Annotated in this window: 10 protein-coding genes and 1 riboswitch; of the genes, 5 read left to right on the forward strand and 5 right to left on the reverse strand. The window is 70.5% G+C overall.

The features are described 5' to 3' along the window. From ACZ7M7_RS12245 to ACZ7M7_RS12265, 5 genes are all read right to left on the reverse strand, one after another. The gene (locus ACZ7M7_RS12245) at positions 1-1,503 is read right to left on the reverse strand and encodes an APC family permease (RefSeq protein ID WP_472115399.1); all 1,503 of its coding nucleotides are present in this window, start codon (positions 1,501-1,503) and stop codon (positions 1-3) included. A 102-nt stretch (positions 1,504-1,605) separates the two neighbouring features. Next, entirely contained in the window at positions 1,606-2,448 is an 843-nt protein-coding gene (locus ACZ7M7_RS12250) for an ATP-binding cassette domain-containing protein (protein WP_472115402.1), read from the reverse strand. Next, complete coding sequence (cbiQ, locus tag ACZ7M7_RS12255) at positions 2,445-3,194, reverse strand: cobalt ECF transporter T component CbiQ (protein ID WP_383609821.1); 750 nt, start codon at positions 3,192-3,194, stop codon at positions 2,445-2,447. Before cbiQ ends, ACZ7M7_RS12250 begins: the two co-directional genes overlap by 4 nt. A gap of 6 nt (positions 3,195-3,200) precedes the next feature. Next, the gene (locus ACZ7M7_RS12260) at positions 3,201-3,581 is read right to left on the reverse strand and encodes an energy-coupling factor ABC transporter substrate-binding protein (protein ID WP_383609824.1); all 381 of its coding nucleotides are present in this window, start codon (positions 3,579-3,581) and stop codon (positions 3,201-3,203) included. A gap of 11 nt (positions 3,582-3,592) precedes the next feature. Then, complete coding sequence (locus ACZ7M7_RS12265; RefSeq protein ID WP_383609827.1) at positions 3,593-4,300, reverse strand: energy-coupling factor ABC transporter permease; 708 nt, start codon at positions 4,298-4,300, stop codon at positions 3,593-3,595. Between the two features lie 30 nt (positions 4,301-4,330). Next, positions 4,331-4,516, reverse strand: a riboswitch (cobalamin riboswitch). A 188-nt stretch (positions 4,517-4,704) separates the two neighbouring features. Here ACZ7M7_RS12265 and ACZ7M7_RS12270 point away from each other — a divergent pair. From ACZ7M7_RS12270 to sbnA, 5 genes are read left to right on the forward strand one after another with little or no spacing between them, the layout of a single operon-like run. Next, complete coding sequence (locus tag ACZ7M7_RS12270; protein ID WP_472115406.1) at positions 4,705-7,221, forward strand: Pls/PosA family non-ribosomal peptide synthetase; 2,517 nt, start codon at positions 4,705-4,707, stop codon at positions 7,219-7,221. Continuing rightward, positions 7,218-9,809, forward strand: a complete 2,592-nt coding sequence (locus ACZ7M7_RS12275) for a non-ribosomal peptide synthetase (protein ID WP_472115409.1) — start codon at positions 7,218-7,220, stop codon at positions 9,807-9,809. The genes ACZ7M7_RS12270 and ACZ7M7_RS12275 overlap by 4 nt, the downstream gene beginning before the upstream one ends. A gap of 23 nt (positions 9,810-9,832) precedes the next feature. Continuing rightward, positions 9,833-10,837 carry a TauD/TfdA family dioxygenase gene (locus ACZ7M7_RS12280; RefSeq protein WP_383609836.1) on the forward strand — a complete coding sequence of 335 codons (1,005 nt, stop codon included), beginning with the start codon at positions 9,833-9,835 and terminating at the stop codon, positions 10,835-10,837. After that, a complete protein-coding gene (gene sbnB / locus ACZ7M7_RS12285) occupies positions 10,834-11,904 on the forward strand; it encodes a 2,3-diaminopropionate biosynthesis protein SbnB (RefSeq protein WP_472115412.1) in 1,071 nt (356 codons plus the stop codon). The genes ACZ7M7_RS12280 and sbnB overlap by 4 nt, the downstream gene beginning before the upstream one ends. Before the next feature lie 43 nt (positions 11,905-11,947). After that, positions 11,948-12,985 (forward strand): 2,3-diaminopropionate biosynthesis protein SbnA, encoded by a 1,038-nt coding sequence (gene sbnA, locus ACZ7M7_RS12290; RefSeq protein WP_472115415.1) that lies wholly within the window; start codon positions 11,948-11,950, stop codon positions 12,983-12,985. The last annotated feature ends 36 nt before the right edge of the window (positions 12,986-13,021 follow it).

The raw sequence follows: 13,021 nt of genomic DNA on the forward strand, positions 1-13,021 counted from the left end.
TCAGTGCTCCTTGTCGCCGTGCACGAGATCGGGGTCGGCCACCTCGGGGCGTTCCGCCCAGAAGGTGGGGGCCATCAGACGCCATACGGCCATGAGGACCACACCCGCGAGGGTGATGCCGATCCCGATGACCAGCGGCGGGCCGAGCCCGAACCAGGAGACGCCGCTGTAGGAGTTCTCGGGATCGGCCATGTCGCCGATCGACTCGACGAGCAGCCAGACGAGCAGTCCGGCACCGATCAGCGGGCCGAGCCCGATGAGCAGGAAGTTGTGCAGGCTCTCGGTGAGATGGCGGCGGTAGTAGACGGCGCAGGCGATGCCCGTGAGCGCGTAGTAGAACGCGATCAGCAGGGACAGCGCGGTCAGCGAGTCGAACAGGGCGTTCTCGCTGATCTGACGGACAACCAGATACCAGGCGATGGCGATGCCGGCCACCCACCACGTGCTCACGTCGGGAGTGCGGAAGCGCGGGCTGATGTGCCCGTAGTGGGACGGCAGCGCGTGCCGGCGGGCCATGGACAGCGCCGTGCGCGAGGCCGGGATGATCGTCGTCTGTGTCGAGGCCAGCCCGGAGGTGGAGACCGCCAGCAGCACCACCCAGTCCCAGCCGCCCATCGCCTCGTCGGCGAGGATGGCGAAGATGAACTCCTCCTCCGCGGCGTTCTCGGACAGGAACGCCGGCCCGGCGTAGGCGACCACCGCGTAGGCGACCGCCACATACGTGACCAGCAGGATGACCGTCGACCACACGGCCGCCTTGCCCGGAGCTGTGGCGGAGTTCTCGACCTCCTCGGTGAGATTGACCGCCGACTCCCAGCCCCAGTAGATGAACACGCCCAGCAGCAGGCCCGACGTCAGCCCGGCGCCGCCCGCCCCGAAGGGGTCCAGCCAGCTGAACGCCGGGTCGACGGAGTCGAGGGTGCCGGTGTCGGCGTAGACCCTGTAGAGCGCCACCACGGCGAACGCGATCAGGCAGGCGACCTGCGCCAGGATGAGGACGTTCTGCACCCGGGCCGACACCTCGGTGCCGATGACACACACGGCCGTCATCACGATGATGAGCAGCACCGTGAGCAGCTGGCGCACGAACTCGTTCTCGGCCCAGCTGTCGAGACCGAAGGCCAGCAGGGCGAACGTCACCGCCACGTCCGCCAGCGAGCCGATCACCAGGACACCGGTCATCGTGATGGCCCAGCCGCCGAGCCAGCCCGCCCACGGGCCCATCGCCCGGGTGACCCACGAGAAGGTCGTCCCGCAGTCCTGGTCGACCCTGTTGAGGTAGTAGAACGCCGAGGCGATCAGCAGCATCGGGACGAACGACGCGAGCATGACGCCGGGGGCGTAGACACCCACGAGGGCCACGACCGGGCCGATGGCCGCGGCCAGCGAGTACGCGGGCGAGGTGGCGTTGAGCCCGATGACGAGGGCGTCCACGAATCCGATCGCGTTGGGCTTCAAGCACGCGGACTGCGGCGGGCCCGCGTCCGCGATGTCGTTGGCCATGCTGCCTCACTCCCGTTGTCGTGAATCCATACAACAGGGAGCTATGAAACATTCAAGACATTGATGCCCTTGGTGGGCGTATATGTCGTGCCGGGACGGCCGCTACTCCGGTGCCGGGACGAGTGCCGCCAGGTCGTCCGGGGTGCGCGGGCCTGCGGACGTGTCGCTCAACAAGCCCTGCGACCGCAGAAATTGGGCCGCCGCGACCCCCCACGGCAGCCGCAGACCGGCCTGCTGGAGGAGGTCGGTGCGGGCCAGCATCACCGGTGCCGGCCCGGTGCGCGCGCCGGACGGGGTGAGGAGCGCCGCGTCGTCGGCCCAGCGCAGGGCGAGGTCGACGTCGTGGGTGGCCATGACCACCGTGGTGCCGCTCGCGCGCAGCCCGTCGAGGGTGGCGAGCAGACGTTCCTGGCCGTCCGGATCGAGCCCGGCGGTCGGCTCGTCCAGGATCAGCACCCGGGGCCGCATCGCCACCGCGCCGGCGATGGCCGTGCGCTTGCGCTGACCGTACGACAGCAGATGCGTGGGCCGGTCGGCCAGCGCGCTGATGTCCAGTGCCGCGAGCGCCTCGTCGACCCGCGCGCGCACCTCGGAGTCGGACAGGCCGAGGTTCAGCGGGCCGAAGGAGACGTCCTGGGCGACGGAGGCGGCGAAGAGCTGGTCGTCCGGGTCCTGCACCACCAACTGGACGGTCGTCCGCAGCCGGGTCAGCCCCTTGCGGTCGTACGTGACCGGCGTGCCCTGCACCGTCAACCGGCCGTCGCGTGGCCTGAGTCCGCCGCTGAGCAGCCGCATCAGCGTGGTCTTGCCGCTGCCGTTGCGGCCCAGCAGCGCCAGCGCGCGCCCCTCGCGCACGTCGAAGTCGAGGCCGTTGAGCACGACGGGGCCGTCCTCGTAGGCGTAGGACGCGCCCCGCAGGGCGACCAGGGCGGTGGGCTCGCTCATGGCAGGGCCTTTTCCAGTACGAGGGTGAGGGCGGCCAGCGCCGCGAGGAGGGCGCAACTCGCGGTGGTGAAGCGGACGGACACGCGGGCCTCGGGCACCAGGACACGCAGGGTGCCGTCGTAGCCGCGCCCGGCGAGCCCGGCCTGGAGCCGGGTGGCCCGGTCGAAGGCCCGTACGAAGGCGGTGGCGCCGAGTCCGGCCAGGGAACGCCACTCCGCGGCCCGGCTCGTGTGCCCCAGCCGGGCTGCCTGGGCGTCCCGGATACGGCGCACGGAGTCCAGGAGCAGGAAGCTCATGCGGTACGTCACCAGGGCGACGTCCACGACGGGTGCGGGCACCCCCGCCTTCACCAGGCGGGGCAGCAGGTCGGACATGGGGGTGGTGAAGGCGAACAGCAGGACCCCGAGCGAGGCCGCCGAGGTGCGCAGCAGCAGTTCCCCGGCCCGCAGCGGGCCGTCGTCCGCGAGGGACACGAAGCCCTCCGGGCCGCCCACCTGGACGAGCAGGGTGACCGCGCCGGTCACGCAGAAGCCCAGCGGCACGCGATAGGCACGCCACAGCCGGCGGCCCGGCACGCCCGCCGGTCCCAGCAGCGCCACGAGGGACGTGAGGAGCACCAGGGCCGCGCCCGGCCAGGGCGGCAGCGAGATCGCGAGCACGGTGAGACCCAGTCCGAGGACGGCCTTGTCCACCGGATGACGGCGGCGCCAGCGACTGCTGTGCGCCGCCGCGTCGATCGGCAGCACGACTGATCAGGCCCTTTCGGCCGTGGACTCCTCGGCGGTCGCGGTGCCACCGGCCGCGCTCCCGGTGTCCCGGGCCCGCTCCAGCGCCCGCTGCTCGCCCTGCCGCCTGCCCCGGTGCACGCCGAAGTAGTAGGCGAGGACACCGGCGCCGAGGGCGGCCTGGAGGGAGAACAGAGCCGACTCGATCTCACCGGACGGCGGCTCGTACAGCGGGGAGAACCAGGGCTCGTAGTCCGGCTTGATCTCGGTGATCGCGGTCTCCGCCTCGGAGTCGGCGCCCGTGAAGGGCTCCTCCTTGTGGTCGCCGAGGCCGAAAGCGAGCGGCAGGACCGCGAGCGCGGCCACCACGAGCAGCAGCAGGACGTTGATCTTCGTGTTCTTGCTCATCGGACGCCTGCTCATCGGGCCACCGCCTCGGTCTCGGTCTCGGTCCGGGACCGCTTCTTGGTGAGGAGCACGCCCAGCCGGGTCAGCTCGCCCTTGCTGGACTGCACCAGCAGCCGCATCACGAGCACCGTGAGCAGTCCCTCGCTCACCGCGAGGGGGATCTGAGTGATGGCGAAGATGGAGCCGAACTTGCCGAGCGCGCCCAGGAATCCGCTGCTCGGGTCGGGGAACGCGAGCGCCAGCTGGACGCTGGTGACGCAGTAGGTGGACAGGTCGGCGACGAACGCCCCGAAGAACACCGCCACCATCAGCGGCACGTCGTAGCGGCGCAGCAGTTTGTAGATCGCGTATCCGGCCCAGGGGCCGACGATCGCCATCGAGAAGACGTTGGCGCCCAGCGTGGTCAGGCCGCCGTGCGCGAGCAGCAGCGCCTGGAAGAGCAGCGTGATGGTGCCGAGGACCGCCATGATCGGCGGCCGGAAGAGAATGGCGCCCAGCCCGGTCCCGGTGGGATGCGAGCAGCTCCCGGTCACCGAGGGCAGCTTCAGCGCGGACAGGACGAACGTGAAGGCTCCGGAGGCGCCGAGGAGCAGCGTGCTCTCGGGGTGCTCCCTGACCTCACGGGTGAGCGAACGGACTCCGTGGACGACGAACGGAGCGGACGCGACGCCCCAGGCGACCGCGTGCGCCGGCGGGAGGAAACCCTCGGCTATGTGCATGGCTCAGCAGACCCTCTCCAGCACCTCGTGGATGGTTGACGCGCCTTGGCCGGTCTCCTGGCTGACGGGTACCACCGCCCGTGCTCCGCCTTCCCGGGTCCCGAAGGACCCAGTGGCTGCCCGTGAGGGCTGGAGCCGGACTTCCCGATTCACAGTGGCGAGGGCCGCACCGGCATCACACCGGATTTCCCGTTCACCAAGGCGTGGTGACAGTAGTGCCCGCACAGGGTGGCTGACAAGCGCGCCTCGGGGGCGTGAAAGGGGCGTTCGCGCGCCGCGGGGGCGGGGTGGGCCGGCCGCGTCCTCCGCAACTGCATGTACACCCTGGGTAATCGAATGCGGTTCGAGTAACAGAAGTTTGTAAAAAGGGTGATCCGTACGCGTATCGGCGCCGAATCAAGTGCATGGAGGAATCCACGGCTCTGCTGGACGGACGCGGTGAACCGGCCGCCATCGAGAGAACCCTCGCCGCGGTGCTGGCCGAGGTCGTGCGGACCGAACAGGTGCCGGTAGAGGGGCACTTCTTCGACGACCTGGGCGCCGACTCGCTGGTGATGGCGCACTTCTGCGCACGTGTCAGGAAGCGCGCGGATCTGCCCTCGGTGTCGATGAGGGACGTCTATCGGCACCCGACGATCAGGAGCCTGGCGACGGCGCTCGCGGATGCCGAGCCGGCGCCCCGGGCGCAAACCGCGGCCGTGGTCCCGGCACCGGAGTCGCCGGCCCCGGAGCCGGTCCGGTCCGCGGCGGGCAAGCGGCAGTACGTCCTGTGCGGCGCCCTGCAGTTCCTGGCCTTCCTGGCGTACGCCTACCTCCTCGCCTTCGGCACCGCTCTGGGCTACGGGTGGATCTCCGCCGGATCGGGCGTACTCGATGTGTACGTGCGCTCGGTCGTGTTCGGGGGCGCGGCCTTCTTGGTCCTGTGCGTCCTCCCCGTCCTTGTGAAGTGGACCCTCGTAGGCCGGTGGAAGCCTCAGCACATCCCCGTCTGGAGCGTCAGGTACGTCCGCTTCTGGATCGTCAAGACGCTGGTGCGGGCGGATCCGATGGTGCTGTTCAGCGGCTCCCCGCTCTATCTGCTCTACCTCAGGGCGCTGGGCGCGAAGGTCGGGCGGGGCGCCGTCGTCCTCTCCCGGAACGTGCCCGTGTGCACCGACCTGCTCACCATCGGTGACGGCGCCGTCGTTCGCAAGGACTCGTTCTTCTCCTGCTACCGGGCACACGCCGGACTGATCCAGACGGGCCCCGTCACCCTCGGCAGGAACGTGCTGGTCAGCGAGGCCACCGTCCTCGACATCGACACGGCGCTGGGCGACGGGGCACAGCTCGGACACGCCTCCTCGCTGCATCGTGGGCAGGCAGTGCCCGACGGCGAGCACTGGCACGGGTCACCGGCACAGCGGACCGACGTGGACTACCAGGTGGTCGGGCAGGTCCGCTGCGGCGCGGTGCGCAGGGCGACCCACAGCCTTCTGCAGCTGCTGCTCGCGCTGGTCGTGTACATACCCCTGGCGGTCGGCGGTGTGGCCGCACTGCTCGTCGAGGTCCCCCAGCTCAGCACGGCTCTGGAGCCGGGACCCGCGGTCTTCGGGGACGGGACGTTCTACCTCGAAGCCCTGGCGATGTCCTTCGTGCTCGTCTTCGGCGCCGTGCCCGCCGGTCTCCTCGTCCTGACGGCCCTGCCCCGTCTGCTCAGCCTGACCATCAGGCCGGGCAGGACCTACCGGCTGTACGGCTTCCACTTCGAGGTGCACCGGACGATCACGCTCCTGACTAACTGGAAGTTCCTGAAGCGGCTGTTCGGTGACAGCTCCGCCATCGTCCACTACCTGCGGGGCCTCGGCTACGACCTCTCCCGCGTCCAGCAGACCGGGTCGAACTTCGGCACGGAGATGAAGCACGAGACGCCGTATCTGAGCTCCGTCGGGCGCGGGACGATGGTCGCCGACGGCCTGTCGATCATGAACGCCGACTTCTCGAGCACCGCGTTCCAGGTGTCCCGGGTGTCGATCGGGCCGCGCAACTTCCTCGGGAACCGGATCGCTTATCCCACGCGGGGCAGGACCGGCGACAACTGCCTGCTCGCAACGAAGGTGATGGTGCCGGTCGACGGGGAGGTCCGCGAGGGGGTCGGGCTGCTGGGCTCGCCCAGCTTCGAGATTCCGCGTTCGGTCCTGCGGGACAGCACGTTCGACCGGCTCAAGGGCGATGAGGAGCTGCGGCACGGCCTTGCCGCCAAGAACAGGCACAACGTCGCCACCATGGTGTGGTACCTGCTGTCGCGTTGGATCTTTGCCTTCGCACTCATCCTGCTCGTCACAGCGGCCGCGGAGATGTACGGGCCGCTCGGCGTGACGGGGATCATGCTGGCCGACATCCTCGTCGTGCCGTTCACCATCGCGTACTTCGTGCTACTCGAACGCGTCGTCACGGCGGTCTGTCCCCTGAAGCCCCTGTTCTGCTCGATCTACACCCGGGACTTCTGGCAGCACGAGCGCTACTGGAAGGTGCCGTCGGAGACGTACGTGAGGATGCTCAACGGCACCCCGTTCAAGAACGTCGTCTGGCGGTTGCTGGGGGTGCGGCTCGGCCGCATGGTCTTCGACGACGGCTGTTTCCTGACGGAACGGGCCATGGCCGCCATCGGGGACGGCTGCACGCTCAACCTGGGCAGCGTGATCCAGTGCCACTCGCAGGAGGACGGCGCCTTCAAGTCCGACCGGAGCACGATCGGCTCCGGATGCACCCTCGGGGTCGGCGCTTTCGTCCACTACGGCGTGACGGTGGGCGACGGTGCGGTGCTCGCCCCGGACTCCTTCCTGATGAAGGGCGAGACGGTCCCGCACGAGGCCCGGTGGGGCGGGAACCCGGCACGGCCGATCCGCTCGTACAGCGAGGACGAGGTGAGGTCGGCCCCATGACATCCACGACATCGACGACAAGGACTGCGGACGCCGGCCGGGTGTTCTGGCGGGGCGTGCTCGCCGCCGGCGGGGTCACCACGGTCCCGCGGTGGACCCTCGACCCGGTGACCGGTGTCGCCGAGCACGAGGCGATGGTTCCCGAGGATCGGGCGGATGCGCTGAGCCGGCTGGCGGACGATCTGGCGGTACCTCTGCGCTCGCTGCTGCTGGCCGCGCACGCCAAGGTGCTCGCAGCTCTGTCCGGCGAACGCGAGGTCACGACTGGCTACGTCGCCGTACCGGCCGGGCGGCCGCTGCCCTGCCGACTGACCGTCGAGCCCGGCTCGTGGCGGACGCTGGTGCTCCAGGCCCACCGGGCCGAGTCGGAACTGCTGCTGCACAAGGACTTCCCCGTCGACGGGCTCCGGCGTGAGTCGGGCCTGCCCGGACCGTCCAGCGAGGCCGAGTTCGATCCGATCGGCGACGGCGGCGAACTCGCCGGGAACGCCGTGCTGCGGTTGGAGACACCGCGACCCGGCGAGCGGCCCGCACTGCGACTGCGGTACCGGACCGACGCGCTCGACGCCGACTGCGCCGCGAGGATCGTCGGCTACCACCTCACCGCTCTCACCCTGATCGCCGCCGATCCGGACGCCCCGCACGACCGGCAGAGCCTGCTCTCCGCCGAGGAGCGCCGCTTCCAGCTCGAAGGACTCGCCGGACCCCGCCGTGAGCTGCCCGATCACCGCTTCCACGAGCTCTTCGAACAAGGCGTCAGGGCGCACCCGGACGCCGTAGCGGCCGTACGCGGCGACCAGCGGTGGACCTACCGGGAACTCAACGCGCGGGCCAACCGGCTGGCGCGGGCCCTGCTGGCCCGGGGACTGGGCCGCGAAGGCGTCGTCGCGGTGGTGATGGAGCGGAACCTGGACTGGGCGGCCGCCGTCCTGGCGGTTTTCAAGGGCGGCGGGGTGTACCTGCCCGTCGAGCCGCACTTCCCGGCCGACCGCATCACGACCATGCTCACTCGTGCCGGGTGCCGGCTCGTGCTGACCGAGCCGGGCAGCACCACCATGCTCGACGGGGCCCTCGACGCGCTGCCCGAGGTCCGGGCGCTGTCGGTCGACGCTGCTTACGCGGAGGGACATGCGGACTCCGACCTCGGCGTCGGCGTCGCACCGGACCAACTCGCCTACATCTACTTCACGTCCGGCTCCACCGGCGAGCCCAAGGGAGCCATGTGCGAGCACGCGGGCATGCTCAACCACCTCTACGCCAAGATCGACGACCTGGAGATCGGCGAGGGGCAGGTGGTCGCCCAGACCGCGCCCCAGTGCTTCGACATCTCGCTGTGGCAACTGGCTTCCGCGCTGCTGGTCGGCGGACGGACACTGCTCGTCGAACAGGACGCGATCCTGGACGTGCCGCGGTTCGTCGACACGATCGCCCGCGGCGGGGTCGGCGTCCTCCAGGTCGTGCCGTCGTACCTCGACGCGGTCGTGGCCTACCTGGAGCGGCACCCGCGCGCGCTGCCGGATCTGCGCTGCGTGTCGGTCACCGGCGAGGCGCTGAAATGGGAGCTCGTACAGCGCTGGTTCGCGGCCGAGCCCGGCATCAGGCTGGTCAACGCGTACGGGCTGACCGAGACCTCGGACGACACCAACCACGAGGTGATGGACCGGGCGCCGGACAACGGACGGATCTCGCTCGGCTCGCCCATCAGCAACGTGCACGTCCATGTCGTCGACGAGCACCTGTCACCGGTGCCGCTCGGCGCCCCGGGCGCGATCGTCTTCTCCGGGGTCTGCGTCGGCCGCGGCTACGTCAACGACCCCGAGCGCACCCGGCAGGCCTTCCTACCGGATCCGCACCACGCGGGCCGACGGCTCTACCGGGGCGGCGACTACGGCCGCTGGGTGACCGGGGGCAGGCTGGAGTTCCTCGGCCGCCAGGACACCCAGGTCAAGATCCGCGGCTTCCGGATCGAGATCGGCGAGGTCGAGAGCGCCATGCTGCGGGCCCCCGGGGTCCGCGACGGTGCGGTGGTGGCCGTCGAGGGGGCCGGCCAGGGCGGGCGCCTGGTGGCCTACTACTCCGGTGACAGCCCGCTCGAGGACGCCGCCCTCAGGGACCGGCTGGCCCGGTCGCTGCCCGAGTACATGGTCCCCTCGGAGTTCCACTGGCAAGGGAGCCTGCCCGTGACCGCCAACGGCAAGGTCGACAGGAAAGCCCTGACCGCCCTCGCCGCGCAGGTCAGCGCCGTGACGCCGAACATCGGATCCGCCGACCCCGGGCTCGACATGGCCGACGAGGGCCGCGACACCCCCCGCACGCCGACCGAACGGCGGCTGGCCGCCCTGTGGGCTCAGGTGCTCGACGTACCGGAGCACACGATCCGCCGGCACGACCACTTCTTCGACCGTGGCGGCACCTCCCTCGCGGCGGTGCGGCTCGCGATCGCCCTGGACCGTGCGGTGGACGTCAAGGACCTCACGCGCCACCCGGTCCTGGCCGACCTGGCCCGCCTCGTCAACGGCAGATCCCGAGCCGCCGCGCCCACGGCCCCCGCGGCCGGGGTCGGCCCCGCACCACCGGCTTCCTCCTGAATCACGACCGAAAGGAGACCGAGATGCCGACCTCGCCCCCTGTGCCGATGCTCGACGTCGACCTTCAGTCCGGCAAACCCCCGATCCTGCGTGCCGACTCCACCGGCGACGCGGCGAGTTGGGCCGCCGAGCACCGGGACGCGGTACGCGCCGTCGTGGCCGAGCACGGTTCGGTCCTGGTCCGTGGCCTCGGACTGGGCGACCAGGCCGGGACCGCCGCCGTCTTCCGACGGCTGGGCGCCGGTCTGATGAGTGAGAAGGAGGCCTTCGCATCCCGGCGGACGTACGCCGACGGCGTGTACTCCTCGTCCAAGTGGCCGCCGCACCAGCCGATGTGCATGCACCACGAGCTCAGTTACACCCTGGAGTTCCCCGGCCTGATGCTGTTCGCCTGCCTCGGCGCCCCCGACGCCGGCGGGGCCACCGCGCTGGCCGATGCACCCACGGTGCTGGGCGCGCTGCCCACCGATCTCGTCGAGCGGTTCCTGAGGGAGGGCTGGCTGCTCACCCGCAACTACAACGAGGAGATCGGGGCGTCCCTGACCGACGCCTTCGGCAGTGAGGACCGCGGTGCGGTCGAGAGCTACTGCCGCGCGGCCGCGATCGAGTTCGAGTGGCAACCCGACGGCGCACTGCGGACCTGGCAGCGCCGCAGCGCCGTGGTGCGGCACCCGGTCACCGGCCGGCGCTGCTGGTTCAACCAGATCGCTTTCCTCAACGAGTGGACCCTGGCCCCCGAGATACGTGAGTACCTGGTCGACATCTACGGTGCCGACGGGCTGCCGTTCAACACCCGCTACGGGGACGGCGCACCGATCGGTGAGGACACCGTGCAGCTGCTGAACGAGGTGTATCAGTCCCACACCGTGCGCGAGCCGTGGCAGGCCGGCGACCTGATGCTCGTCGACAACGTCCGCACCGCCCACAGCAGGGAGCCGTACGAGGGGCCGCGCGAGGTGCTCGTCGCGATGGCGGACGCGGTGCGCCTGGCCGACTGCTCGCCGACCGTGGAGGTGATCACCCCATGACCACCACCCGTTCCGGCACCTGGGAGTCCGCACCGACCGGGCCGGCCGCCGTGCCGCCGTTCGCGATCGTGTCGGGCGGCCAGGTCCAGCAAGCGCTGCAAGGGCGCGAGAAGCAGATCGTGGAGGTGGTCGAGGAGACCTACCGGCTGCACGACGCCGGGGATTCGGTGAACCCGCCGTCCCACTTCCTGCGCTTCCCCGACCGTCCGTCGTCCCGGATCATCGCCCTGCCCGCCTCGATCGGCGGGGAGGCAGGGGTGGACGGCCTGAAGTGGATCTCCAGCTTTCCGCAGAACGTCGCGGCCGGCATTCCCAGGGCCTCGGCGGTGCTCATCCTCAACGACCGCCACACCGGCTACCCGTTCGTCTGCATGGAAGCCTCGATCATCAGCGCCACGAGGACGGCCGCGTCGGCGGCCCTGGCGGCCGACCGACTCAGCCGTGACCGAGGGCGCCCGGCACGCGTCGGTTTCATCGGGACGGGCCTGATCGCCCGCTACATCCACACCTTCCTGGCCGGTACCGGCTGGTCGTTCGACACCATCGGCGTGCACGACGTGTCCGCCGAGAGCGCCGCCGGGTTCCGCTGCTACCTGGAGCAGTCCGGCGCCGCCGGCTGGATCGTCCTGCACGACAGCGCCGAGCAGTTGATACGCCAGAGCGACCTGGTCGTGTTCGCCACGGTCGCCGCCCGGCCGCACGTCCACGATCCGTCGTGGTTCGCACACCGTCCGCTCGTGCTGCACGTGTCGCTGCGCGACCTGGCCCCTGAGGTCGTGCTCGCCTCGGACAACATCGTCGACGACGTCGAGCACTGTCTGAGGGCGGACACCTCCGTCCACCTGGCCGAACAGCTCACCGGCAACCGCGACTTCGTGACGGGGACGCTGGCGGACGTGATGGCCGGACGCGTATCGCCGTCGGCGGACCGGACGGTGGTGTTCTCGCCCTTCGGTCTCGGAGTGCTCGATCTGTCAGTCGGCAAGTACGTCTACGACGAGGTGGCGGGCTCCGGCGAGCTGCACGTCGTCGACGGCTTCTTCCATGAGCTGAGCCGGTACGGGTGACCACCGTCCGGGCCCGTTTGCTCTTCGATCCGCGGAGGCCATCGTGTCAGTCATATCCGCCCCCTACACCTTCAACGAGGAGGATCTCTACGTCGACCTCCAGCCGACACTGGGGCACAGGCTCTACCTGAAGTGCGAGGGCTTCAACTTCGCCGGCTCGATCAAGCTGAAGCCCGCCACCGAGATGGTGGAGGCTGCCGAACAGGCAGGGGTCCTGACGCCGCGGTCGGTCCTGCTGGAGTCCTCGTCGGGCAACATGGGCGTGGCCCTCAGCATGATCGCCGCGAGCAAGGGCTACCGGTTCCTGTGCGTGACGGACTCCCGCTGCAACCTGTCGACCAGGCTGGTGATGGAGGCGCTGGGCGCCCAGGTGCACGTGATCACCGAGCCGAGCGCCGACGGCGGCTTCCTCCGGGCGCGGCTCGACTACGTTCGCGCACTGTCCGCCCTCGACGACCGGTACGTATGGCTCAGCCAGTACACCAACCCGGGCAACTGGAGAGCGCACTACCGCAGGACGGCACCGGCCATCGCCCGCTCGTTCCCGGGACTGGACGTCCTGTTCGTCGGGGCCGGCACCACCGGGACACTGATGGGCTGCGCCCGCTACTTCCGGCAGTGGCACCGGCCGGTCCGCATCGTGGCGGTGGACAGCGCCGGCTCGGTGACCTTCGGCGGGACCCCGGGCCGCCGCATGCTTCCCGGCCTGGGCATGAGCGTGAGCCCGCCCCTGCTCGACGAGTCCTACGTCGACGAGGCGGTGCACGTCGAGGAGGCGGACACCATCCGCGCCTGCCACCGCATGGCCCGACGCGGATTCCTCTTCGGCGGCTCCACCGGCACCGTCGTCAGCGGCGCGACGCGCTGGCTGGCCACGCACGAGCCGGACGGTCTGACCGCGGTGGCGATCGCCCCTGACCTGGGGGAGCGCTACCTCGAGACCGTCTACCAGGCCAACTGGGTCCAGGCCCTCTACGGCGATGACGTGCTCCACCCCGGTGGCCAGGTCGCCGCCGGTTCGCGGGTCGCCCGCCCCGCTCCGCTGCGGGATGCGGACGACGGCCGGGACTCGGACACTTAAAGAAGGGTGGGTGAACCGAACATGATGGATCGGGGC

Source organism: Streptomyces sp. NPDC111606 (genome assembly GCF_055656945.1).